At 28.9% G+C, this 23,289-nt stretch carries 26 protein-coding genes; 2 read left to right on the top strand and 24 right to left on the bottom strand.

What is annotated here, in order from left to right; all coding sequences use genetic code 11:
* Positions 1 to 74 precede the first annotated feature (74 nt).
* Positions 75 to 794, top strand: a complete 720-nt coding sequence (locus ACMCMH_RS07700; protein WP_412724257.1) for an EAL domain-containing protein — start codon at positions 75 to 77, stop codon at positions 792 to 794.
* Entirely contained in the window at positions 769 to 1,896 is a 1,128-nt protein-coding gene (locus ACMCMH_RS07695) for a GGDEF domain-containing protein (RefSeq protein WP_412724255.1), read from the top strand. Before ACMCMH_RS07700 ends, ACMCMH_RS07695 begins: the two co-directional genes overlap by 26 nt.
* Before the next feature lie 40 nt (positions 1,897 to 1,936).
* On the opposite strand, the gene ACMCMH_RS07690 is transcribed toward ACMCMH_RS07695, so the two are convergent.
* The 24 genes from ACMCMH_RS07690 to ACMCMH_RS07575 form a co-directional block, all read right to left on the bottom strand.
* Positions 1,937 to 4,054 (bottom strand): heavy metal translocating P-type ATPase, encoded by a 2,118-nt coding sequence (locus ACMCMH_RS07690; RefSeq protein WP_412724253.1) that lies wholly within the window; start codon positions 4,052 to 4,054, stop codon positions 1,937 to 1,939.
* A gap of 8 nt (positions 4,055 to 4,062) precedes the next feature.
* Complete coding sequence (locus ACMCMH_RS07685; RefSeq protein WP_412724251.1) at positions 4,063 to 4,419, bottom strand: YtxH domain-containing protein; 357 nt, start codon at positions 4,417 to 4,419, stop codon at positions 4,063 to 4,065.
* A complete protein-coding gene (locus ACMCMH_RS07680; RefSeq protein ID WP_412724249.1) occupies positions 4,409 to 4,759 on the bottom strand; it encodes a hypothetical protein in 351 nt (116 codons plus the stop codon). Before ACMCMH_RS07680 ends, ACMCMH_RS07685 begins: the two co-directional genes overlap by 11 nt.
* Complete coding sequence (locus tag ACMCMH_RS07675) at positions 4,749 to 4,958, bottom strand: hypothetical protein (RefSeq protein WP_412724247.1); 210 nt, start codon at positions 4,956 to 4,958, stop codon at positions 4,749 to 4,751. Before ACMCMH_RS07675 ends, ACMCMH_RS07680 begins: the two co-directional genes overlap by 11 nt.
* Position 4,959: 1 nt before the next feature.
* Positions 4,960 to 5,676, bottom strand: coding sequence for a ferritin-like domain-containing protein (locus ACMCMH_RS07670; RefSeq protein WP_412724245.1), 717 nt, complete (start codon positions 5,674 to 5,676; stop codon positions 4,960 to 4,962).
* Positions 5,677 to 5,994 carry a hypothetical protein gene (locus ACMCMH_RS07665; RefSeq protein WP_412724243.1) on the bottom strand — a complete coding sequence of 106 codons (318 nt, stop codon included), beginning with the start codon at positions 5,992 to 5,994 and terminating at the stop codon, positions 5,677 to 5,679.
* Between the two features lie 59 nt (positions 5,995 to 6,053).
* Positions 6,054 to 8,228, bottom strand: a complete 2,175-nt coding sequence (locus ACMCMH_RS07660; protein WP_412724241.1) for a heavy metal translocating P-type ATPase — start codon at positions 8,226 to 8,228, stop codon at positions 6,054 to 6,056.
* Positions 8,215 to 8,667, bottom strand: coding sequence for a Fur family transcriptional regulator (locus tag ACMCMH_RS07655; protein WP_412724239.1), 453 nt, complete (start codon positions 8,665 to 8,667; stop codon positions 8,215 to 8,217). The genes ACMCMH_RS07660 and ACMCMH_RS07655 overlap by 14 nt, the downstream gene beginning before the upstream one ends.
* Positions 8,668 to 8,780: 113 nt before the next feature.
* Positions 8,781 to 10,511, bottom strand: coding sequence for a polysaccharide biosynthesis protein (locus tag ACMCMH_RS07650; protein WP_412724237.1), 1,731 nt, complete (start codon positions 10,509 to 10,511; stop codon positions 8,781 to 8,783).
* A 12-nt stretch (positions 10,512 to 10,523) separates the two neighbouring features.
* Complete coding sequence (locus ACMCMH_RS07645) at positions 10,524 to 11,489, bottom strand: MraY family glycosyltransferase (RefSeq protein ID WP_412724235.1); 966 nt, start codon at positions 11,487 to 11,489, stop codon at positions 10,524 to 10,526.
* On the bottom strand, positions 11,489 to 11,773 hold the full coding sequence (locus tag ACMCMH_RS07640; protein ID WP_412724233.1) for a type II toxin-antitoxin system RelE family toxin: 285 nt from the start codon (positions 11,771 to 11,773) through the stop codon (positions 11,489 to 11,491). Before ACMCMH_RS07640 ends, ACMCMH_RS07645 begins: the two co-directional genes overlap by 1 nt.
* Entirely contained in the window at positions 11,757 to 12,014 is a 258-nt protein-coding gene (locus ACMCMH_RS07635) for an antitoxin (protein WP_412724231.1), read from the bottom strand. The genes ACMCMH_RS07640 and ACMCMH_RS07635 overlap by 17 nt, the downstream gene beginning before the upstream one ends.
* Before the next feature lie 35 nt (positions 12,015 to 12,049).
* Positions 12,050 to 12,904, bottom strand: a complete 855-nt coding sequence (locus ACMCMH_RS07630) for an NAD-dependent epimerase/dehydratase family protein (protein ID WP_412724229.1) — start codon at positions 12,902 to 12,904, stop codon at positions 12,050 to 12,052.
* Between the two features lie 5 nt (positions 12,905 to 12,909).
* Positions 12,910 to 13,659 (bottom strand): glycosyltransferase family 2 protein, encoded by a 750-nt coding sequence (locus ACMCMH_RS07625; protein ID WP_412724227.1) that lies wholly within the window; start codon positions 13,657 to 13,659, stop codon positions 12,910 to 12,912.
* Between the two features lie 2 nt (positions 13,660 to 13,661).
* Positions 13,662 to 14,621, bottom strand: coding sequence for a glycosyltransferase family 9 protein (locus ACMCMH_RS07620; RefSeq protein ID WP_412724225.1), 960 nt, complete (start codon positions 14,619 to 14,621; stop codon positions 13,662 to 13,664).
* Positions 14,618 to 15,553 (bottom strand): D-glucuronyl C5-epimerase family protein, encoded by a 936-nt coding sequence (locus ACMCMH_RS07615; protein ID WP_412724223.1) that lies wholly within the window; start codon positions 15,551 to 15,553, stop codon positions 14,618 to 14,620. The genes ACMCMH_RS07620 and ACMCMH_RS07615 overlap by 4 nt, the downstream gene beginning before the upstream one ends.
* A gap of 9 nt (positions 15,554 to 15,562) precedes the next feature.
* On the bottom strand, positions 15,563 to 16,108 hold the full coding sequence (locus tag ACMCMH_RS07610; protein WP_412724221.1) for a glycosyltransferase family 4 protein: 546 nt from the start codon (positions 16,106 to 16,108) through the stop codon (positions 15,563 to 15,565).
* Positions 16,095 to 16,643, bottom strand: coding sequence for a glycosyltransferase (locus ACMCMH_RS07605; protein WP_412724219.1), 549 nt, complete (start codon positions 16,641 to 16,643; stop codon positions 16,095 to 16,097). Before ACMCMH_RS07605 ends, ACMCMH_RS07610 begins: the two co-directional genes overlap by 14 nt.
* The gene (locus ACMCMH_RS07600) at positions 16,615 to 17,745 is read right to left on the bottom strand and encodes an O-antigen ligase family protein (protein WP_412724217.1); all 1,131 of its coding nucleotides are present in this window, start codon (positions 17,743 to 17,745) and stop codon (positions 16,615 to 16,617) included. Before ACMCMH_RS07600 ends, ACMCMH_RS07605 begins: the two co-directional genes overlap by 29 nt.
* Complete coding sequence (locus tag ACMCMH_RS07595) at positions 17,742 to 18,845, bottom strand: glycosyltransferase (RefSeq protein WP_412724215.1); 1,104 nt, start codon at positions 18,843 to 18,845, stop codon at positions 17,742 to 17,744. Before ACMCMH_RS07595 ends, ACMCMH_RS07600 begins: the two co-directional genes overlap by 4 nt.
* Positions 18,842 to 19,852: a glycosyltransferase gene (locus ACMCMH_RS07590; protein ID WP_412724213.1), complete on the bottom strand. Its 1,011-nt coding sequence runs from the start codon at positions 19,850 to 19,852 to the stop codon at positions 18,842 to 18,844. Before ACMCMH_RS07590 ends, ACMCMH_RS07595 begins: the two co-directional genes overlap by 4 nt.
* Positions 19,852 to 20,622, bottom strand: coding sequence for a glycosyltransferase (locus ACMCMH_RS07585; protein ID WP_412724211.1), 771 nt, complete (start codon positions 20,620 to 20,622; stop codon positions 19,852 to 19,854). Before ACMCMH_RS07585 ends, ACMCMH_RS07590 begins: the two co-directional genes overlap by 1 nt.
* Positions 20,623 to 20,634: 12 nt before the next feature.
* A complete protein-coding gene (locus ACMCMH_RS07580) occupies positions 20,635 to 21,282 on the bottom strand; it encodes a hypothetical protein (RefSeq protein ID WP_412724209.1) in 648 nt (215 codons plus the stop codon).
* Positions 21,269 to 23,275 (bottom strand): DEAD/DEAH box helicase, encoded by a 2,007-nt coding sequence (locus ACMCMH_RS07575; RefSeq protein ID WP_412724207.1) that lies wholly within the window; start codon positions 23,273 to 23,275, stop codon positions 21,269 to 21,271. The genes ACMCMH_RS07580 and ACMCMH_RS07575 overlap by 14 nt, the downstream gene beginning before the upstream one ends.
* Positions 23,276 to 23,289: the final 14 nt, after the last annotated feature.

Here is a 23,289-nt window from a genome sequence, read left to right as displayed (position 1 = left end):
TAACGATTATCAATATTAAGTACTTATTAAGAGTTATTCTATTATGATTATAAAAATCAAAAGTTAGGCAAAATATGTGTAAACTCAATATAACAAAAATTTTATCAGATAGTACAATCATTGAAATCATAGAAAATAAACTTTTTAGTACTCAATACCAACCTATCATATCACTCAAAGACCAAAAAATTTATGCCTATGAGGCACTTGCTAGATTCAACTATAAAAACCATCCATTACCTCCTGATTTAGTTTTTGGGTATTGTCATAAAAACTTAGAACTTTTTTATCAACTTGAATATCAAACAAAAAAAGTACAATTCCAAAACCGACCTAAAGATGCAAAGCTATTTATAAATTTTGACCCACATGTATTTGGATACAAAAAAGGTGTCAATGAACTTTTTTCTTTTTTTAAAAATCAAAAAAACTTCACTATAGAGCTTGTGGAAAATTCACATACCCATATAAACATATCTATGCTCATTAATATATTCAATAAATTTAATTTCGAATTTGCAATGGATGATTTTTTTAAAGAGGACTCTTTAGTTTCTATTTTTTTACTCAATAAAACAAATTATATCAAACTTGATAAAGATATGCTTACAGCATTGAAGTCAAATAGTGCTTTTTCACATATTATCAACGGTATAGTTGACTTTGCTCATACACAAAATCAAAAAGTTATTTTAGAAGGTGTTGAAACTTATGCTGATTTGGAGATAGTCAAAGATACAAAAATCGATTTTGTGCAAGGATTTTTATATGATAACCTCTTTATCAATAAATAAAAAAATAAAATATCTTTTTACCTCTTGTGCTGTAGTAGTATTATCTATTCTATATCTTTACTACGAATATCAAAATCATAAAGAGCTTTTTCATCAAAATATAGAAAGTGAGATCTCTCTTTATTATAAACTTTATACAAAAACATTTACAGCATCAACCAAACAGAAAAATATATTGATTCATAATAGCGACACTATTAACGATGATTTAGTAAGTGAATTTGCTAAAAGTACTCCATTGATGATGGATCAAAGTGATGTCAAAAAAACAAAATACAGCCTCACAGTAAAACTCATAGAAAAAAATACTCCTATTGATACTCATCTACAAAAAAATATCAACGAATTAGAAAATACAAATTATAGTATAAATTTTCAAGAAAATTCTGTAAAATTACTTGGCAAAGTCACTGATGACACTTATGTTCTCATAGTCAAAAATTTCGAGGAAATTACACAAATCAATTCAATCATAAAATTACTTTTTATAAAAATTCTTTTTATCGCTTTTTTTAATATATGTTTAGTGCTTTACTATATTCATCTTATTAAAATATACGAACAAACACAAAAAGAGCTTTATGAAGATTTTGAACAGTTACAAATAGATACAAAAAAAGTTGCTTTTGAAGATACTCTAACAGGTGCTGCAACAAGGCTAAAATTTGATGAAACACTTAAAGACTTAGTAAATATCGCATCACGATTTAAAGAGCAACATTTTACTGCAATTATGATAGATATTGATAACTTCAAAAGTGTAAATGATACTTATGGACATGACTATGGAGATATCGTTTTAAAAGAGGTTTCAAAAACTGTCAAAAACAATATTCGAAAAACAGATACATTTGCAAGATGGGGTGGTGAAGAGTTTGTGATACTTTCCCCTATGAATAGTTTAGAAAATTCTAACCTCTTAGCAAATAAAATACGAAAAAAAATATCAGAGATACATTTTGATAAATTAGAGTGTGTTACTTGTTCATTTGGTCTGACTCAGTTCAAACAAGGAGATACAATACAATCTATTATGAAAAGAACCGATGACTTACTATATAAAGCAAAACAAAATGGGAAAAACAGAGTAGAGTATTTATAGTTTTTATAAATACTCTTTAAAAGTCACCTCTTTAGGGTAACTAATTTATACGAATACCTTTCATCGAATTCGCCAAAAGTCCAATAGTTGTACCATTGTGTAAAATAGCTGTTGTGATAGGTTTGAACAAACCAAAAGTAGCACCAAGCAAAATACAAGAGTTGATACCAACTGTTGCATTAAAATTTGAGTTAATGAGCTTCATCGTTTTTTGGGCTAACTCTTTAGCTTCACTTACTGCTTCAATATCATCTTTTAAAAGACCTATATCAGCCGTAGCTTTTGCAATATCAGCACCAGAACTCATACTTATCCCCACATCAGCACTCATAAGTGCTGGGGCATCATTGATCCCATCACCGATAAAAGCAACTTTACTTCCAGAACTTTTTAGTTCTTTAATGATATTTGCTTTATCTTCAGGGTGCATATTTGCATATACTTTATCTATCCCTAAATCATCTGCAAGTTTTAAAGCTTTTGTTTCAATGTCACCTGTAAGCATAACTGTTTTTTTCACACCCATACTTTTTAGTTTTTGAATCATCGCTTTTGCATTTTCTCGTACAGTATCTCGCATACCAATCGTACCTAAAAGTTTTCCATCATAACCAACATATAAAATCGTTTTACCATCGAGTAAACATTTCTCTATTTGTTTTTCATGTTGTGAGAAATCGATATGCTCATCATCTTCTAAAAAGTGACGACTCCCTATAACTACCTCTTTTTGATTGACTACTGTTTTTACACCATGTGCTACGATAAACTCTACCTCTTCATGGTGCATATGTACAAAACCTTTACTTTTTGCTGCATTTACAATAGCTTCAGCTACAGGGTGAAAATAGTGTTCTTCAGCTGAAGCTGTAAGATTTAATATATCCTCTTCACTCCAGTTCTCTTCATCAAAAGAGATGATATTTTCAACTTCAAGTTTTCCATGAGTTAAAGTACCTGTTTTATCAAAAACAAAAGTATCTGCTTCGTTTAAAGCTTCAATAGATTTAGCACCTTTTATCATGATTCCATTTTTACCAGCTTGTGCGATAGTTGTCTTAAAAGCAACAGGAGTAGCTAGTTTTAAAGCACACGAATAATCAGCTTGTAAAACAGAAGCTACATTTTCAAAATCTCTACTTATCACATAAGACAATCCTGCTAAGCCTAAAGTAACAGGCACTAACTTATTTGCTAGTTTTGTAGCTTTTAAGCCAACAGATGATTTTTCACTTAAACTTGTAGTGATATAGTTTTTTATTCGAGCAGTTGCAGTATCTTCACCTACATGTTCAGCCCATATTTTTATACGACCCTCTTCAACGACTGTACCTGAAATTACTCTATCTCCACGCTCTTTTTTAACAGCTTCACTCTCACCTGTCATAGAAACTTGGTTTACACTAGCTTCTCCACTGATGATATGACCATCAATAGCAATAGTATCACCAGCCCCAACAACTACAACATCACCAATTTTTACAGATGATGTCTCAATTTTAACTAACTCTTTTTTTCCATCATTATCTTGCTCTATCCAAATCTCTTTTACATTTGGTTTCGCTAATTCTCGAATCAAATCATCACTTTTATGAACAGTTGTTTCTTCTATATATTCACCAAGTTCAAGCATAGCATTTGTACTATTTGCAGCTAAATAATCTTTTCGTGCAATAGATACTCCAACAGCCATCGACTCTAAAACACCAGAAGTTAACCCTTCCGAAAAAAGATCTTGCACTCCATGTTTAAGTAGGGGTAAACTAGCGATCGTAGTAAGTGCTAATTTTTGTTTATCATCTTTTATAAAAGGTTCCGCCCCCAATGCACCAAAAGCTCGTACCATACCAGCTTTTGATGGTTTTTCTTCAGATATACAAGAGATATTGTTACTTAAAAATGTATCACAAACTTCGTATTTAGATTTATCTAAATCTTTCAAAAATCCCTCTAAAGATTCTAAAGAGATATTTTCAAATCCAAAAACGATAGATTTTGACTTTTCATTGATACGGATAGAGGTTACCCCTGCAATACTATTGAGGTCATTTTCTAAGTTTTTAATATTTATATCATATTTTAATATATCACAAAAATATCTAGCACGATTTTTTGTTTTATGTAATAGTTTAAAATTGGTTTCGTGTTTTACACTCATCATTTACTCTATTTTGCTTCTCGCTCAGCTTCAAGTTCTGCTTTTGCATCTTCAAGTCGCTCTTTCATCTCTTCTATTCCAGCACCAAACATATCAGCACCTTTTGCAAAAGTTTTAAAAATTTTCTTTTGTGCATCTTCATTTGTTAAAAGATATGCTCCAACAGCACCTATTAATGCACCTTTTAAAAAGTTACCTGTATCAAAAGTTGTTGTTGGGTTTTGTACAGGTTGCGATACTTGTGTTGTTTGTGTATTGTAGTACGGGTTTGTATTTGGTGCTTGCTCAACTGCTGTTTGTTGTTGATTTATTGCGTTGTTTATGTATGGGTTGTTACTTAGTCCATTGTTTCTATTATTTTGCATCTTCTATCTCCTTATTTTTATTTACTTGCATCTCTAATCTATCATAAACTTTTTGTGTTCCATATACTCCCATAGCACCAACACTCATAGCTGTCATCGCTTGTAGTACTTTACCCTCACCTATGTAGTTTGTAGTTGCTATAGCACTTGCTGCTACTATACCACCTTGAACAGTCATCTTAAGAGTATCTGATAGCATCTCATTTTTTGATATTTGTGCTTTTTGATATCTTTGATAATTTAAAGCACCAGAAACAATAGAGGATGCAATAGCACCACTTATAAAATGCCCTGTTACACTTCTAGGTGCACCTGTATCAATAGTAAAATTACTTAACATCTTCAATCTCTTTATCTACAAATTTCAACTCTTTTGTTTTCAGTTTTTCCACTTTCTCAACAACACAATTTTTCACATCACCTGCTTTTTCTTGTACTTTTGAAGCACCTTCGATTACTTTTTCTTTGATCTCTTTTCTATTGTTGATTGCTACTACGGCCACTGCCCCTGCTGCTAATCCTGCTATAAACGGTAACATATTATTCCCCTTCTTCTTTTTTATCATTCATCATTTTCACTAGTTGCATAGCACCTAGTCCACCTAAAAGTACTCCACCAATAGATGCCATATCGACACTATTGAATACTTTTAAAACATCTTGTTCATTTACTTTTCCACTTGCTAGTTTTGTAGCAATATTTCTAAACTCATCTACTTTTGATAACATCTCTGTATTTTCAACTGCATTATGTTGTGTATTGTTTTCATATACTTCTGTTAGATTTGGTTCTACATTTGTATAAGAAATAACACTTTGCCTAAATGCTGGTAGATGATTGTTATAAGAAGCTGCTTGCAGTCTGTAGAGTGTATCTTGAATATCTGGATACTGATCTACATATAAAAGTAGATTATCATACATCTGTATATTATCAATCTCAGCAGCCACACCCACTTCACAACACTCTACTAAAGTATTTGGTAAAACTATTTTCTCGTACCAGTCGTTTACAGGCAATGGTACATTATATTTTTCAAGTAATTTTATCAACTCTTCATAATGTCTTATCTCAGCTTCGATGATATTTGTAAAAGGCATTTGATTTCCAAATGTTTCTATCACTTTTCGATATGTTTCATACGCATGATATTCATCATAAACAGCAATTCGTAAAACTTGGTGCAAAATCTCTTCATTGTAGTTTGGATCAACTCGTAATTTTACCAACAAGTCTGCATCGTTATTTATTTGCATTTAGTTTATCTCCTTTTTTAGGTTTTCGATAATTTTCACTACCTCATCTAAATTTTCACCATTGATTAAGTCATCCCATTTCTCTTTTGGAAAAATCTCATTATTGTACTCAATAGTTACAGATGCGATAATTTTATTTATCTTTATCTTTTTTATTCCATTTATCTTTTGTGGTAGTGTTTCAATATCACTTAAAGATACATCAGAAACCTCATCTTTTATTTTTGGGTTTACTCTTACTCGTAATCTCCCTTTCGTATGAGATATCACAGTAAAATAAGATGCTATTTCAACAATTTTTTGTGGTGTTATTTCCATTTATCTTCTCCCAATATGGTATTTTTATATCTTTTATATTTACTTTAACTTAAAACGCATTAAGAATTATTATCAATGGCTAGTCTTGATGAGTTCGCCATGATACTTGTCGTATGTCCTATATGTATTGCCCCAGCTGCTGCTGGACTCAAAAGTCCTATACTTGCAAACGCTGCACCTATAAGATTTGTACTTGTCCCTATCCAATAATTTTGGTTCACTACCTCTAAACTTTTTTTACTTAAGTTATACAAGTTTACTACATCTTCAGGATGAGAATGTGTCACTGCTATATCAGATACCTCTATAGCCATTTCACTTCCACCAGATGCAAATGAGATGGCAACATCAGCCTTACTCATAGCTAAAGTATCATTGACTCCATCACCTACCATCACAACATTTTTGTACTGTTTTTTTAACTCTTCTATAGCATTTGCTTTATCGTGTGGGGATTGATTTGCGTATACTGTATCAAACCCTAGATTATTTGCAAAAGACTGTGCTACTTTTTCTTCGTCACCTGTAATCAAAGCGATATGTTTCACACCTTTTTTTCGTAAGTCACTTATCATTTTTGAAGTACCAGCTCTTACCTCATGTTCCAAAGTGATATATCCTAAAAGTTTCTCATTCACACATACATACACTATTGTTTTTGCTTCATTTAAGTGATGAAACACTTGATCTTCAAAACGCTCTGTAGTGATACTCTCTTTTTCTAAAAGTTTTTTATTTCCTGCAACAATAGTATGCTCTCCATAAACACTTTTTACTCCATATCCAGGTATCACTTCTGTTTTTGCTGTTTGGCTAGCTTCTATTTTTAACTCTTTTGCTTTTTCTTGTATCGATAAAGCTATTGGGTGAGTATTTCTGTACTCTGCTATAGCTAAGTACTCCATCAAACTATTTTTATCTACACCTTTTGCTGTTACTATATCTTTTATGATAGGTTTACCTGTAGTTAAAGTACCTGTTTTATCAAAACAAAAAACTTCACTTTGACTTACTTTTTCTAGTGACTCTCCACCTTTGATAAGAATCCCTAGTTTAGCACCATTGGCTATTCCAGCACTTATAGCTGTAGAAGCTGCAAGTATTGTAGAACAAGGACAAGACATAATAATCATCACAGAAAAAGCATTTATAAAAGAGCCTGTAAGCGCTAAAGTTCCAAGAGTAAGAATCGATCCTAGTCGTAAAAGCTTTTTAGCCAATAGGTCTGCTTCTATTTGAGATGGTGACTTTAAAGCGAGTGATTTTTCTACATCTTGCATCACTTTTGAGATATATCTATCTTCCCCTACTGCTGTAACTTTGATATATACTCTACCTGACTCACACAAAGTTCCTGCAAAAACATCACTCTCTTTCTCTTTATAGATACTCTCACTTCGACCATTTATCAAAGACTCATCAATATGACCAGACCCATCAACGATCAAACCATCTACAGGAAGTTTGTCTCCACTTCTACAAACAACAACATCTCCTACGCTCACCTCTTCCAATGGCACTTGTACCTCAACATCATCTACGAGTACATAAGCGTTTTGTACATCTAGTTCTATGAGGTTTTTGATTTGATTTTTTGATTTTGTAGCGACATACTCCTCTAAAAGCATACCACCTCGTAAAATATATATGATCTCAAAAGCTGCCATCGCTTCACCAAATAAAATCGCCAAGATAAGTGTACCACTCATAAAAGTTTGTAAACTAAACTCACCATTTTTGATATCTTCATACGATTCTTTAAACAAAGGTATAGCAGCAACTACAGAAACCAATGCCATCACAGATAAAGGACTTGCTAGTACTGTTACCCCAAGTATATTTTTAACTGCAAAAAGATATACACTATATCCAGTCAAAAGACCAAACTCAATAAGTTTTCGTTTAAACGAGAGAGGATTTGAATCTGTTTTTATACTACAGTTAGAACAGTTGCTATTGACCCCACAAATACTATCTGCTGCTGCTGTTGATTGTTTGATTGTGGTATGAAAAAGAGATTGGATTTTTGTGATGATTTCGCTGAGTTGTGTATCTTTGTAGATAATAATAATCGAACTACAAGAGATGTTTTCTCTAAAGTCAACGATATAAGAGCTTAACTCTTTTTTGATAAGCTCTATATTTGAAGATCTATTAAAAATTTCAGATTTTAGTCGTGCACGATTTTTGATATCACTTTTTATAGATATGATACTCATATTACTGACACTCATTGCATATACCATATAAAAGCATATTGTGACTTTTGAGGGTAAAGCCATTGGAAAGGGCTACATTTTCTTGTAGCTTTTCTAGTTCTGCATCGTAAAATTCTACTATTTTATTACACTGTGTACAGACCATATGGTCATGATGAGAAACAAGGTTTAGCTCATATACTTTACTCTCATTGCCATCGATCAAGATACCGTTTACTATATGTAACTCTTCAAGTAGATTGAGTATTCTGTACACAGTAGCAATACCCATGGTCACTTCATACTCTTTTTTCACTTCAAATAAAAGAGCATCTGCGCTTAGATGTGTGTCACTTTTAAATAGTACTTTTAGTACATATTCTCTTTGTACAGAATTGTTCAAACCTAAAGATTTCATCGTATCTTTAAACTTTAACATAAATTCATCATAAGATATGGTCAAATCTTTTTTCATACAGTTCTCCAACTAATTATAATAACTATTATCATAATATTAGCAGATATAAACTTGATTGAGTCTTAAAAATGATAATTATTATCATATAATAAAACTAACTTATATCACCTCTAGTTTACCTTATGATCAAACTCAGGCACAATCTTTTTGAGTTTTTTTATCTTATTTTTTGTATGAAGTAGCTCTTCAATATCGTGGTTTAATTCTTTGATATCATAATCTGTACGACCAGCTACTGTTATAGACTCGTATTGAGTTTTTGTATCACTATCGTTTATGAGGAGTTCTTCATAGAGTTTTTCCCCTGGTCGAAGTCCACTAAACTCTATTTGTATCTCATCTCGTCCACTTAACTCAATCATTTTTTTAGCCAGATCAACTATTTTGATAGGTTCGCCCATATCTAGTATAAATATCTCTCCACCTTTCCCTATACTACTTGTTTGAAGAACCAGTTCACAAGCTTCAGGTATGAGCATAAAATATCTCGTGATATCAGGGTGTGTCACTGTGATGTTTTTGCCAGCTTCTATTTGCGCTTTGAACTTAGGTATCACACTTCCACTACTTCCCAAAACATTCCCAAACCGTACAGCTACTATTTCGGTGCTTTTAGAAACTACATTTTGAGCATAAAGTTCACAAATTCTTTTTGTTGTTCCCATCACATTTGTTGGTCGTACCGCTTTATCTGTAGAGATGAGTACAAATTTTTCTACTTTGTACTTGATAGCACAATCTATTGTATTTTTGGTTCCTTGGATATTGTTTACTATCGCTTCTTGAATATTGTCCTCAACAAGTGGCACATGTTTGTATGCTGCTGCGTGTATCACAATATCAGGTTTGTACTTTTCAAAAGTTTTTTCCAAAAGCTTCAAGTTTGAAACTGACTGCATCACAAGATGTGGTTCATACGAGGCTAACTCCTCTGCTATTTGGTATAGGTTAAATTCACTATGATCTAAAAGTATCAGTTCACTTGCCCCAAAGTTTGCACACTGTCTTGATATCTCACTTCCTATACTTCCCCCAGCACCTGTTATGAGTACTTTTTTATCTCTTATAAATTTTTTGATCGCTTTTTTATCTAAATCTTTAGGATGTCTTGCAAGAAGATCTTCTACTGATATATCTTTTAGTTGTGAAGAGAAGTTTTTATCATCCAAAATCTCTTCAAGAGTTGGCAATATTTTTATCTGTTTGAAGTATGGATTGAGGTTTTCATGTATCTGTTTGATTCTTTGTTTTGTAGCACTTGGCATAGCTACGATTAAAAGGTCATATTTTGTATCTTGTGAGCTTTTCTCTTTGAGTTGTTGTTTTGAGATGATTTTTATACCATCGATACTTCTCCCTTGAAGAATTTGATCATCATCTAAAAAATACTTCACTTTGTATTCACTATTTCTAAACTCATCTTCAAGCTTATTTCCAGCTTTTCCAGCTCCATATATCACCATAGACTTTGTTTTGGCTATACCGCTTCTGTTGATAAGGAAGTGATACAAGTACATTGTAAAACTCAGTACAACAAGGTAAGTCATAGCCTCACTCATCATAAAAGCTATTCGAACTTCACCATGATAGAGAGGGGTATATATCATCAAAGGAAGTGACACTACCATACTTTTGATCAAAAAAGTTTTTTGTGTAGATTTGCTCCAAGAAAGAGAAAAGTCCTTAAAAATCATAAAAGAAGCAACTATCCTAAAAAGAATAATTGTTCCTAAAACATCCCACGCCATCTCTAGGTGAAATATAAAAGAGGTCCACCAAAATGTAACACAAGAGAGAAGGACTATGACCAAAAAGTTTAAGATTCTTTTATCAAATTTCATATTGTTTACCTTTTATTTTTCAAATGTTTTTTTACTATCTATAAATATATATACCAAATATAAAAGTAGTAAACTTATAGTAAAACTTACAGCAATATTTCCAATAAAATAAACCATCAAAAATAGTACTATATTTAACCCTATCATATAATTAGTCACCTTAAAATGGCTCCATTTTGCTTGTGTGAGTCTTTGATAGGCGTGTTTTTTATGCGCTTGGCTTAGCTTTTCTCCATTGAGTTTTCTTCTTACTAAAGTAAGAGTAGCATCGAACCAAAACACTCCAAATAGTACGATCCATATCCAAAGGTTTGTAGACTCTTGATTTGCATAGTAGAGTGTAAATATAGCTACATTGTAGCCCAAAAGTGTACTTCCTACATCTCCCATAAATATCTTCGCTTTATTAAAGTTCCAGTACAAAAAGCCTAGAACAGCAACACCTAGAACCAAAAAGTGTCCACCACCAAAAAGTAAAAATCCAGCAGCAGCTAAAAACAAAGCTTCACTTCCTGCATAGCCATTGATACCGTCTAAAAAGTTATAAAGATTTATAAACCAAACTATCAGTAAAAAAGCAAAAACATTTGTGATGATTTGGTTCTCTATACTAAACAAGCCAAACTCCAAACTCTCAAATCCACCTAAACAAAAAAGTCCAAGCATAGCCACAACACTTTGTACTATCATGCGAAGCTTTGCACTTAGCTCATAAATATCATCAAAAAAACTAACTACAGAGATGATCACACCTACACTTAGAGCATAAAAAAAATCAGCCTCTATTTGGGAAGTAAAGTATAAATACCCTAAGCCTACAAGCCATGTGATAGCAAGAGCTATACCACCACCGTGTGGAGTAGGTACAGTATGTGAACTTCTTTCATTTACCTCATCTAAAATGGCATTTTTGATGTAATAGTTTTTTATAAAATATGTAAGAGTAAAAGAAAGGAGTAAAAGGATTATATATATCATTATATTCTATCTTTTAAATCATTATATACTTTATTGTTTTCTCTTTTACCAACAGATAAGACTAAAACTAATATTTGTTCATCTTTAACTTCATAAGCAAGTCTAAAACCGGAACTTCTTAATTTTATTTTATAAATATTAGCATAACCACTTAATTTGTCTTTTTGAACTCTTGGATTTTTGAGTCGTTCTTGAATCTTTTTATAAAATTGTTTTTTGATTGTTATATCTAATTTATCCCAATTTTTTAATGCTTTTGGCATATACTCAAGACAATAAGTCATCTAGTTCTACTCTAACAGGTTTACTAGTATCATTTAATGCTTCTTCAACTTCTATTCGTAAATAATAATCATCCATAACATCCATCATCTTTTCATATAATGCACTTGGTACAAGATATGAACTTGCTACATTATGATTTAAAATAGCCACTGCTTCATCTCCTGCATCTTTGAGTAGTTGTGTGGGTGATTTTTTAAGTTCTGTTATACTTGCTGTATAGTTTGCTAATATTGGTTGCATAATATTATCCTTTTTTTAGTATCAATTATTATACTTTATTTAGTATCTTTTGTCAACATAAATTTTATCCCCTCTTCTACACTAAAAGAATTGCTCAGCTTTAGATTCTTTTTTGTGAGAGTATTGTCAACTTCAAGACTTCCATACAGTCTTTTATGAAACGATGGTTTTACTACTTTTAAAAGTATTTCAAAAAATGATATTTTGACTAGATATACTTTTTTGTCAAGATTTTTGGCTATGAGTTCACACAGTTTTGTGGTACTAAGTGGCTCGTCATCTGTAGCTAAAAATATTCCTGATTTTTGCTTTTCTATTACTACATCGACCAAATGACAAAGGTTCTGAATAGATATAAAACTTCTTCTATTTTCAATACCACCAAGTGGTATAATAGGTACTTTTTTCACAAAATTAACTAAACTTTCTATATTTCCTGGAGCATTTTTACCATAAACCATAGGTGGTCTTATGATACTAACGATAAAGTTTTCATCGTTTAATTCCAAAAACTCTTTTTCTGCTTCAAGCTTACTTTTGCCATAAGGTGTGATTGGATTACAAATAGTATTTTCATCTAGTTTTTCTTCATCTTCACCATACACTGCAACAGTACTTATAAAAATAAATTGTTTTACTCCATTTTCTTTTGCTAATTTTGCAAGTTTCAAAGGATATTCTACATTAATTTCATGATATTTTTCATAAGATTGCTTTTCTTTTTGATGCACAAGTGCAGCACAATGTAAAACTTTATCTACAGCATCAAAATTTATATCTTCCAATTTTTGACTCAATAACGAAAACTTCTGAAAATTATATTTATCACTATATTGAACCATAAAACTACTTCCTAGATATCCACTACTTCCTGTAATTAATATTTTCATTATTACTACCTATAAATTAATTTTGTCAATATATTCCACCCTAGATAATAGAAAGCTTTCAAAGAACTAATATTTTCAAATTCTGTAAATAACTTATAGTGATATTTCAGTAGTTTAAATTTATTACTAGAAACAGAATTTGACATAATCCTATACACTGCCAAAGGTTCGTCAATACCATACGCAAAATCTGTTTTTCTAAGAAGCCTAAGCCAGAGTCCATAGTCTTGCCTTTTACTAATAATTGGCATATATACCTTTCCAACCTTTTGCACATCATATATAGCAGTTAAGCACCCAATATGATTTGACTTTAGTAAATCATTATATGATACTTTCAAAGCTGGATTTATAATTTTATTTTCAAGTGTTCCTTCTTCACTCATAGTTTCATAAGCACTATATGATAGAACACAATTTTTTTCTTCCATAAATTTTATTTGCTTTTCAAGTTTTTCAGGCTTCCACAAATCATCAGCATCTAAGAAAGCTATATATTTACCACCAGCTTCCTCTATTCCTCTATTTCTAGCTACCGCTGGGCCACTATTTTGTTCCAGTTTTATAAGCTTAATTCGATTGTCTTTTTTGATATATTCTTCTATATTCTTATTTGAGTTGTCCGGTGAAACATCATCAACTATTATCATCTCCCAATAATGATATGTTTGAGTCAGAACTGATTCTATTGTTTGTGATATAAATCTTTCTGATTTATATGATGGGGTAATTATAGAGACTATACCTTTATTCATTTTTATTTACCTATTCTTTGAATTATATTTTCCTGAACAATACCTACTTCAGTATTTTTGTTATTTAATTTTTTAAAATCTATTTTATGAGATTTTTTTGAATATGGAAATATTTTATTAGGATTAGCATGAGTATTTTTTGAAAAAATTGTCAAAATATCTACATCAAAACAAGACGCAATATGCCCTAATCCTGAGTCATTAGTGATAAATAAATTCATTTTAGAAATTAATGCAGCTGTGTTAGCCAAGCTATTTTCTATTAATTCTATATTTTCAACTACTTTCTTTAAGTCTTGTCCTACCTGTTTTTCATCAGGTCCTATAAAAATAAAAAATTTAATATCTTTGTTTTTATTGTTTAATTTCTTAATTAACTCAATATATTTTTCAATTTCCCATCTTTTGTTAGCAAACTTTTCATTGCATCCAGGATGAATACCAATCAAAATTTTATCTTTAAATTTAGATACATAATCATCTGCAAATTTACAATTATCTTCATTTAAGTAAAAACATGGTGTTTCTTTAGAAGAATTATCTATTGTTATTAAGTTTGCAATTTCAATATTGGATTCTACTCTATGTTTATTATCTAGTCGTTGAGTTTGTTTCTTATACCAAGGTACTTTAACTTGTTCATACTCACCAACTTTTTGCTTTCCTTTAAGAAGAAGCATCATTAATGACATTTTCAATATACTTGTACCTGAAGTGTGTAAGATATAATCATAACTATTAGCTCTTAAATTGCTCATAAGCTTTAAATTAGGTAATATACCATTTTCAAAAAAATATAATTGATCAATATTCGTACAATTATTTATTGGAGCAATTGAAACTTTTTGTAATACTAAAAAATCTATCTTAACATCTGGAAATTTATTTATAATATTTTTCAATGCCGGTGTAAACATAATCATATCACCAAGGCCAAAAGTATGAATAACCAAAATTCTCATAATTTATATCTCACTTTTTGAATAAAAGCTTTAACTGCAAAATATTTATTCTCTTGTTGTCTGTAAAATTTCATATAATATTTTTCAAATTCACTATCTATTTCACTTAAAACTTTTAATTGTTTAACTATAAGTCTATGATAAAAACCACTATCGATATTTCCATCCAGTGAATAATAACTCCAATATCCCAAATCAAACAATGGTAAGATTTTTTTTAAATTTTTTAAGTTATTTTCAAACATCTTATTATATGAATTATCTATCAAAGATAATTCATATATTCCAAATATAGCTGATAAATGCCCATTTAATACACCATTTAATTCATTTCTGGGATACTCTTCATATATAAATCCAAAAATTTTATTTAGACTAAATATTCTTTTTACACCATTATTTGCTATATCAATCTCTAAAAATTCACAAGCTTTTTTAGCAGATGTAACATATTCTTCGTTACAAGTATATTTATAAGCCCTAATTAAAGATGAAATTGCTAATCCTTGAGTCAAAGCTGATGGCCAAGGACTAGGAAGATCTTTATATGAAGGATTTTTATGTTCTATTCTCCATGCACCATCAGATTCTTGATTTTTGACAAGCCAATCACAATGTAATAGTGCCTTATCTAACCAAGCAGTGTTATCTGTTTTTTTCCAAGCTAACCAGCAAGCTAAAGAGTATTGGGATAGTTCTAAAGCATGTAAATGATAACTTCCATCATATCCATAAAATAAATAGATACCATCCTCATTAAACTTACCATTATAATCTAAAGCTTTTCTTGAAATATCATAAAAGTACAAATACTCATCTTCTTTTCTTTTTCCTTTTAAAATTATTGGATATAAAATATGCCAATAATCATCAAATCTATCAGTAAAATATTGCAATACTGTGGTTACTTTACCATGTGATAATATTCCCATTATTTACCTTTATTCTAATATCTCTTTATAAATATTTGTCATTATATTTACTTGATTTTCTATAGAAAAAATCTCTTTTGCTCTTAAAACATTCTTTTTCTTTATCTCGCATATCTTTTCAACAGAATAATTACTAACAGTGTTAATTGCGTCTTTAATTGATTCTATACTATTTACAGGAATAATAATATTTCCATAACTATCATCTACTATTTCCCTAACACCTCCAACATCAGTAGCTATTAAGATTTTACCTTTTGCTAAACCTTCTATTAAGACTGTAGGTAATGAATCAGGTACAATAGAAGTAAGAACAACTACATCAACACTTTGTAAATACTCATTCATATTAGATATAAAACCTTTAAATTGAATATTTTCAAGTTTTCTCTCTTCCACATATATTCGTATATAAGTTTCAAAGTCTTGTTCTACTTTTGAAGATTTACCTACAATATCATATATATTATGATTTTGTTCAGTAGCTTCAATAGCATATATAAACAAATCTATACCTTTTGTTTTTGAGATCGATGAAATATTAGAAAAAGTCATTGTCAAGTCCATTATATACTGTTATAATTTTATTCTTATGAACACCATGCTCTAACCAATTATATCTAACAGCATTTGATACTGTAATTATTCTATCTGAACAAAATTCAATGTACTTATGTATTATTTTAAATAATACTCCATCTCTTATTTCATGTGAATGAGCAATAAATTTAACTCTAAAAACTTTTGCCCATACCGCAAAGTATATATTCGATGTTAATGAGTTTGAATGTACCAAATCAACTTCATGTTTATATTTCAATTGATACATATATTTACTACTTACAAACAAGTTTTTTATTGCCTGTATAAGTGACCTGAAACCTCTTTTTAATCTCATTTGATATTGTGTATTAAAAACAATAACTTCACACTCTTTACAATTTAAAGTCTCTACAAATTTTGTATCCTTTGTATATACTACGATATCAAACTCATTTTTATCTAAATTTCGAATAAGCCTTTGTAAAACAATTTCTCCACCACTATATGAATCCATCACATTAACAAATGCTAACTTTATCTTTTTCAAATATAACCCTTCTATAATATATTGGATTTTTATAAGCATACCCTATTAAAAACCACATCAATGCATTTTGATAAAAATCAACAAAAAAACTTCCAATTATAAATGCTAAAAATAATATCAAGTATTTACTTTGTTGTTTTATAAATATATATAAACTACTAAATAAAATAGTCATATATAAAAGTAATCCTATAACTCCAACATCAACATATCTAGCAACATAACTATTATGCAGCCAATGACCATATATATCGACAAATGTTCTTGGTCCATTTCCTAAGATAGCCTGTTTAAAATTCGTATCAAATAAAGCTTCTTTCCAATATAACAATCTGGATGATGCTGAATTATCAGCACCTAAAAAAGAGTTTAAATTAAAAAATATATACTCATTTACATATAAATAATATATTGCATAAACAATAGCAAAAGAAGATAGAATTAAATATTTTAATATCTTTATATTTTTAAAGTATATAATATAAAATGAAAAAGCAAGAGCTAAAGATAAAAATGCACCTCTACTATAAAGCATAGTAAAATGTATCATAAATATAAAAAGTATGATATATTTTAATTTACCTCGATAAAAAAAAGCCATATATAAAATAGGAGCTATAAGTAATAGTGCTAAATTATTAGGATCACCTCCTAAGTGAGCTACAGAAAACCTCATAAAATGTTTTGCTCTACCTATCCACTCTTCCATGTGACTAAAAGAATAAACAAGATCAAAAGAAGTTCTTAAAAAAAACATAAATGTTAAATACTTAAAAAATCTATTTAAGTCCACTTTTGAAAAATCCATAAGTAATATAAAAATTAATATGGTACCAAAAGATATAATCTCAGCAAAAGAACTTGCATGTGATACACTTGTGAGAGTAGATATACAAATTATCATAAAATAAACCATTAGTATTAAGATATTATTATTGTATACAAAATTCTTACTTGTAAAAAACAATAAATATAATTGAATAACAGCAGCACTTAGAAAACCAAGTGTTGGTAACCCTAAACTCCCAATGCTTAATCCAAATAAAGGAATAGTGATAGCTATAATTAAATACGATAAATTATTTAGATTAATAGTTCTCATATCGTTTTATACATATCCATAAATTTATCACTAAAACTCTCCCATGAATAATTCTCTTTTACATAGTTTCTTGCATTTTTTATATTTGAATTTAATAATATTTTTTTAATTTCATCATTACTATTTACAAAATGAATATTATCTTTTAAAACTTCAGGTTTTTTCAATCCATTGATAGCTAAATCATTACATATTATATTACATTCACAACTCATAGCTTCTAAAAGTTTATTTTTTACACCTGTTCCTGTTTGCATAAGAATAAAATAGTACTCATACTTACATATCTCTTTTGCTATGTTTTCAACTTCTCCTATTATTACAACATGACTAAGTTGTTGATATCTTGAAGCTTCACCTCTTCCTACTATGTATAGTTTATAATCTAAGTCTAATTCATTTATAGTTTTATTCATATAAATTATTGCATCAATATTTGGTTGATAATCTAAATTTCCATGAAATACAAAACTATTTTTTATTTTTTCTTCATTGTATTTTTTATACTTTTCTGTGTCAACTCCATTGGTAATAATAAACTTTCTATCTGTATGAAACCCCTCAGCATCTCTATTAGTTACAGCATGTACCCACATAGAACTTTTGGATATTTTACCTTCTATTTGTTGAAAATAAAATTTTCTTAACTTTTCTTTTAAAGTATTACTAGGCATTGCTAATGATGAAGCATCTGTTGCACCTATTATAACTTTTTTATGAACTTTACAAATATTTAAAAAAGACAAATGAGCAGTATGTATTACATCGTACTTCTTAAAATCATATTTTTGATCAAGTTTTTTTATATCATTTTTATTTAATGAAGTTGAATATTCAAATTTTAATCTATTTATATTTTTCTTAATATTAGAACAATGTATAGATTCATAATATATATATTTAACATCAAAAAAATTATTAACTTTTTGAAAATCAGTACCTCTATATGTTATGAAATTATTACTAATACCACCACTAATAATTAGTATATCAAGATTATTTATTTTAGAAATATGTTTAATTAAATTATAATATATTTTAGTTATACCATCAAAATCTTCATCAAAAGGTGGAAAATCGAGTAAATATAATATTTTCATATATCTTCACCTAGTAATAATTTAACAGTATTTTTTACATCAAATTTTTCTTTATAGTAAGACTGATGTGATCTAAATATTTTTTGAGATTCATCTATATTACCCAATACTTTATTAATTAACCTAGATGCATAACTTACATCATCAGGAATATATAAAAACTCTTTTAATTTATCAGACATAATCTGCTTTGGACCACCTATATTTGGTGCTATACATATTAGTCCATTTGCTAAAGCTTCTACCACTACCATACCAAAGCTTTCATACTTAGATGAAACAAAAACTACATCAATATTATCAAAGACTTCTTCAGTATTCTTATTACCTAAAAATTCTACATTTGTTAATTTCTTAGCTTTATTAATAACTTTTTCTTTATAACTCTCACTATGCTCTGTAAAAGCTGAATCACCTATAAAATTAAGTTTTAAATTTTCATAATGAAGTTGCAATTCTTTAAATACATCAAGAGCAAAAAGTTGATTTTTTACATCTTGGAATCTACCAATAACTCCAATATTTATCAACTCGCTATTATTTTGTTGTATATTATAGTTGTTTAGATTTACTCCTAGATTCAATAAATATTTGTCATCATAGTCAACTTCATTTAAAAGCTCATTATTTACACAAAACAACTTAGCAGATTTTATTTTTAATAAATTTAGTTTTGTAAACCTAGGAATATCCCATAGTCCATGACAAATAAAAGAATGCTTGGATACATTCAAAAATGGTAACAATAAAAACTTTTTACCAAAATTTATATAGTTATGAATTGCTAAATCATATTCACCACTTAATTTAAAAAGATCCCATCTATTCTTAACTTCAATTATATGCACACTTGAATCTATATGTTTAGAAAACACCCCTTTTTGAGGAATAACTAAAGTAATCGAAAAATCTTTTTTTACATTTGATAAATAATTTATAACATTAATAAAACTTGTTTCTCCACCACCAAGTTCTGTTGTATAATATGCAGTTAATAGTATTTTCATTATTTCTTTAATTCAAAGTATAATATTTCATCTGTCTTATATATAGCTTTTATAAAACCGCTACTAACTTTATTTGTACTACTACTCCATGCATGATAAACTTTAGGAATACCGAGATGACAAAGTTTTTTCCCAGATTCTCTTATCTTATCAGATATATATTCTTCTGTATAGTACAATTTTAGAGCTTCATTAAAACACCCTACATCTTTAAAAAGTTGAGTATTTACCATCATAAAAGCATCACATATAACTTCCACTTCTCTGTCACTTTTTCTATCCCAATCTGGCATAGCATAATCTTCATAAGCTTTTTTATTTAGAAACTTTCTTTTTCTGCTACCTCTTATTTTATTTAATTCAACTGTAAGTTCCATTGTTGAAGTTTGTGTAACTTCTTTGCTTTTTTCATCTATTATACATCCCTCAACAGCTCCAACTTCACTATTAGCTTCTAAAAAGTTATACATCATCTTAACTGAGTTGTCTACTAAGTAAGCATCAGAATTTAGAATTAATGAATACTTACCTTTAGCTTTATGGACAGCATCATTGAAACCACCTGAAAAATATCTATTTACAGGGTTTTCGATAAGTACTATTTTATCCCCAAACTCTTTTTTAAAAACTTCACCACTTCCATCACTAGAACCATTTTCTACAACTATCACTTCAAAATCGATATCTTTAGTATATTCAAATACACTTTTAATACACTTTGTTGTTAAATCTGCTGTATTATAATTTACTATACATACTGATACATCCATTTACTTTACTCCTTATTCTACTAAAAACTTACAATTACTACTAACATCTACAAAATCTTGAAAATAATTCTCATCAATTTTCTGATTTAGTCCAATTTTAAATGTACTATAATTTGTATAAAAAATATCATAATGATTTAAAGGGTGTTTTAGCTCTTCACCTTTTTCTTTATATTTGTTATAATTTATTTCATCATAATCATATCTAATATACCCATCTTCCGACATTAATAATTCTCTTAAAAAAAGCCAAAAATCTTTATTAAAATTTTCTTCACATGCATAGATAGGTTCCACAAAATCTAAACTACACTGCTCATTAAACTCATCACAGTTGATGATGTTTAGCACTTGTGATGTAAGTAAATAATCAACATTTATTTTTTGATTTGTATAAAACTTTAATTCTTCATCAACCTTCATCACTGAAAAAGGAAATGATATAGAAAAGTATTTATCCTCTGTAAAATACAACAATCTTTTTGTTTTATCTATTCTTAAAACCATTAATCCAGTTTGAGTCTTTTCCTTAGCTTCATCATAATCACTCATATAGTTTATAGATTTCATAAGTATTTCAATGATATCTATTTTTTGTCTAACTACTGTAAAAAAATCTTTTACAGCAAGCTCATCAAGAACAAACTTATACTCTTTCATCTTCACAATACTCTTTGTTTTTATTTATAAATTCTAAAATTTGTTCTTTATCAAAAGTATTGTCAAGTATCTCGAATATCATTTTTTCTAATTTTTTACGGCATTTTGAACCTATTTGTTCGGTATTGAATATTTTTGCTAAAAAATCTTTATATGATATTCCTGAATCCTCTTTATACTCAATAATTGTTTTTTTAATATTCTGTTTTTCTTCAAAGCTTGGTTCAGTTGTCAATATATATTTTTTATCATTGATAATTTTAAGGCCTTTTTGTAATTCTAAAATCTTTTCATTATCTTTTGTCAATAGATATGATTGAATAAATGATCTTGTTAGCATAGTGTAGAGAGTATTTCTGTATTGTAAATCATTTTTTATTTTGTTAGTTATACAAATAACAAATGGAAACTCTAGTCCTTTTACATTATTTCTATTGCTCATAAAGATAGTATTTGGCATTTTTATTTTACTATCGTACCCTTTATTTGTTTCCCACTCAAAATCTCTTACAATTTTATTTGATAATCTATTTGCCATTTCATATATATATTTATCATTATCTAAAAAGATGATCGCTATATCATCAGGTTCTACTGTTGAATTTATTTCTTTAATATTTTTGATGATAGTAAGTACTTTATTTTCTATTGAATTATCAACATATTCACATACTATACTTTCAAAATCTTCTAGCTCAAGATCTTCAAATCTTCTTATAGGTTCTCGAGAAAGAAAAATATCTTTATCACTTTTATTTACAATATATCCACAAGCATCCCACTCTTCATTTGTAAGCCAATTTAGTTTTGTATTTTCAAAAAGCCCCATCCCTGTACCATGTGCAAACATTAGTGTTCTAGGGTCTGTTCTATAACATCTATTAAGTATAAAATCAATATTTACAATCTTTTTATTTAAATCATGTTCAAATATATCTTGAAATATATCTCCTGCTATGTATATATTTTTAGCTGTTACTAAAGTACATAGTTCAAAAAATGATTCTGGAAAATCTTGACTCTCATCTATTAGTATATAATCAAAAGTAGGTTTTATTTCAGGTAGTTTTTTTAATTCTTCTATTGCATTTTTACATGCCTTATCGAAACTCATACTATGACTCCAACTAAAAAAATCCAAATCATAAATACCACATATATATCTATATACACCAGAATCTATATCTTTTCCTGAACCCCATGCATTAGTTACCCATAAGACTTCATTCCATTTTATCTGTTTTTCTACTTTCATAAAGTTGAAAAATTCTGGTATTCTTTTTTTAAGAGTTGATGCCAATATTTTATTATGGCATGTAAAAAATATTTTATTTTTTTCTGATTCTAAATATAGTTCTTTTATTTTGTGTAGTAAAAGTTCCGTTTTTCCCGTACCTGAAAGTCCTTGTATCTTTATAACTTTTTGGTTTAATTTTTTGTAGATAAATCTAGTTTGTTCTGCATCAAAAAGTACTATTTTATTTTTTACTTTTTCAAGTAGTGTTTCAGGTTCAGCAACACCTATTTGACTTATATTATTTATACTTCCTGTTAAAAGAGATATTAAAAGTTCACATTTTCTTTGCTTTTGTTTATCAGATATTTGATGACTCTTGATTATATTCTCAATATCAAATCCATCTTCTACTACTAAATCTTTCACTAAAGCATCTTTTTTCCAGTTTCTTGGTCTTTGTATGAAGTCTTTATATTCAAACTTATCTGACAATGATGCAAGATCTTCTAAAAAATCCTCATAATAGTTTTGAAACTCTTCTTCATCATTTTTTAAATCAATCACAAGTATAGTATGCTTAGGTATAAGTAGCACTACAGCATTGTTTTCATATGAATATTTATATTCTTTTTTACCTAAAGGTTTATTGATAAGATATACATTTTCTTTATACTTATCAATATACTTATTTAATTGAGCTATCAACTCTTTATTGGTATCTGTTTCTTCTATTTGATTAAAAAATAAATTGTTCATATCTCTTTTTCCTC

Origin of the sequence: Arcobacter sp. 15-2, assembly GCF_047159865.1 — a bacterium.
GTDB lineage: Bacteria > Campylobacterota > Campylobacteria > Campylobacterales > Arcobacteraceae > JAIOSF01.
The sequence above is the reverse complement of the archived record's forward strand: the minus strand, read 5'-3'. Positions and strand labels throughout refer to the sequence as shown.

Excerpts from the sequence above, each read along its gene's own strand:
- ACMCMH_RS07700 (WP_412724257.1), top strand. The coding sequence starts at position 75 with ATGTGTAAACTCAATATAACAAAAATTTTATCAGATAGTACAATCATT.
- ACMCMH_RS07695 (WP_412724255.1), top strand. The coding sequence starts at position 769 with ATGATAACCTCTTTATCAATAAATAAAAAAATAAAATATCTTTTTACC.
- ACMCMH_RS07690 (WP_412724253.1), bottom strand. The coding sequence starts at position 4,054 with ATGAGTGTAAAACACGAAACCAATTTTAAACTATTACATAAAACAAAA.
- ACMCMH_RS07685 (WP_412724251.1), bottom strand. The coding sequence starts at position 4,419 with ATGCAAAATAATAGAAACAATGGACTAAGTAACAACCCATACATAAAC.
- ACMCMH_RS07680 (WP_412724249.1), bottom strand. The coding sequence starts at position 4,759 with ATGTTAAGTAATTTTACTATTGATACAGGTGCACCTAGAAGTGTAACA.
- ACMCMH_RS07675 (WP_412724247.1), bottom strand. The coding sequence starts at position 4,958 with ATGTTACCGTTTATAGCAGGATTAGCAGCAGGGGCAGTGGCCGTAGTA.
- ACMCMH_RS07670 (WP_412724245.1), bottom strand. The coding sequence starts at position 5,676 with ATGCAAATAAATAACGATGCAGACTTGTTGGTAAAATTACGAGTTGAT.
- ACMCMH_RS07665 (WP_412724243.1), bottom strand. The coding sequence starts at position 5,994 with ATGGAAATAACACCACAAAAAATTGTTGAAATAGCATCTTATTTTACT.
- ACMCMH_RS07660 (WP_412724241.1), bottom strand. The coding sequence starts at position 8,228 with ATGAGTGTCAGTAATATGAGTATCATATCTATAAAAAGTGATATCAAA.
- ACMCMH_RS07655 (WP_412724239.1), bottom strand. The coding sequence starts at position 8,667 with ATGAAAAAAGATTTGACCATATCTTATGATGAATTTATGTTAAAGTTT.
- ACMCMH_RS07650 (WP_412724237.1), bottom strand. The coding sequence starts at position 10,511 with ATGAAATTTGATAAAAGAATCTTAAACTTTTTGGTCATAGTCCTTCTC.
- ACMCMH_RS07645 (WP_412724235.1), bottom strand. The coding sequence starts at position 11,489 with ATGATATATATAATCCTTTTACTCCTTTCTTTTACTCTTACATATTTT.
- ACMCMH_RS07640 (WP_412724233.1), bottom strand. The coding sequence starts at position 11,773 with ATGACTTATTGTCTTGAGTATATGCCAAAAGCATTAAAAAATTGGGAT.
- ACMCMH_RS07635 (WP_412724231.1), bottom strand. The coding sequence starts at position 12,014 with ATGCAACCAATATTAGCAAACTATACAGCAAGTATAACAGAACTTAAA.
- ACMCMH_RS07630 (WP_412724229.1), bottom strand. The coding sequence starts at position 12,904 with ATGAAAATATTAATTACAGGAAGTAGTGGATATCTAGGAAGTAGTTTT.
- ACMCMH_RS07625 (WP_412724227.1), bottom strand. The coding sequence starts at position 13,659 with ATGAATAAAGGTATAGTCTCTATAATTACCCCATCATATAAATCAGAA.
- ACMCMH_RS07620 (WP_412724225.1), bottom strand. The coding sequence starts at position 14,621 with ATGAGAATTTTGGTTATTCATACTTTTGGCCTTGGTGATATGATTATG.
- ACMCMH_RS07615 (WP_412724223.1), bottom strand. The coding sequence starts at position 15,553 with ATGGGAATATTATCACATGGTAAAGTAACCACAGTATTGCAATATTTT.
- ACMCMH_RS07610 (WP_412724221.1), bottom strand. The coding sequence starts at position 16,108 with ATGACTTTTTCTAATATTTCATCGATCTCAAAAACAAAAGGTATAGAT.
- ACMCMH_RS07600 (WP_412724217.1), bottom strand. The coding sequence starts at position 17,745 with ATGAGAACTATTAATCTAAATAATTTATCGTATTTAATTATAGCTATC.
- ACMCMH_RS07595 (WP_412724215.1), bottom strand. The coding sequence starts at position 18,845 with ATGAAAATATTATATTTACTCGATTTTCCACCTTTTGATGAAGATTTT.
- ACMCMH_RS07590 (WP_412724213.1), bottom strand. The coding sequence starts at position 19,852 with ATGAAAATACTATTAACTGCATATTATACAACAGAACTTGGTGGTGGA.
- ACMCMH_RS07585 (WP_412724211.1), bottom strand. The coding sequence starts at position 20,622 with ATGGATGTATCAGTATGTATAGTAAATTATAATACAGCAGATTTAACA.
- ACMCMH_RS07580 (WP_412724209.1), bottom strand. The coding sequence starts at position 21,282 with ATGAAAGAGTATAAGTTTGTTCTTGATGAGCTTGCTGTAAAAGATTTT.
- ACMCMH_RS07575 (WP_412724207.1), bottom strand. The coding sequence starts at position 23,275 with ATGAACAATTTATTTTTTAATCAAATAGAAGAAACAGATACCAATAAA.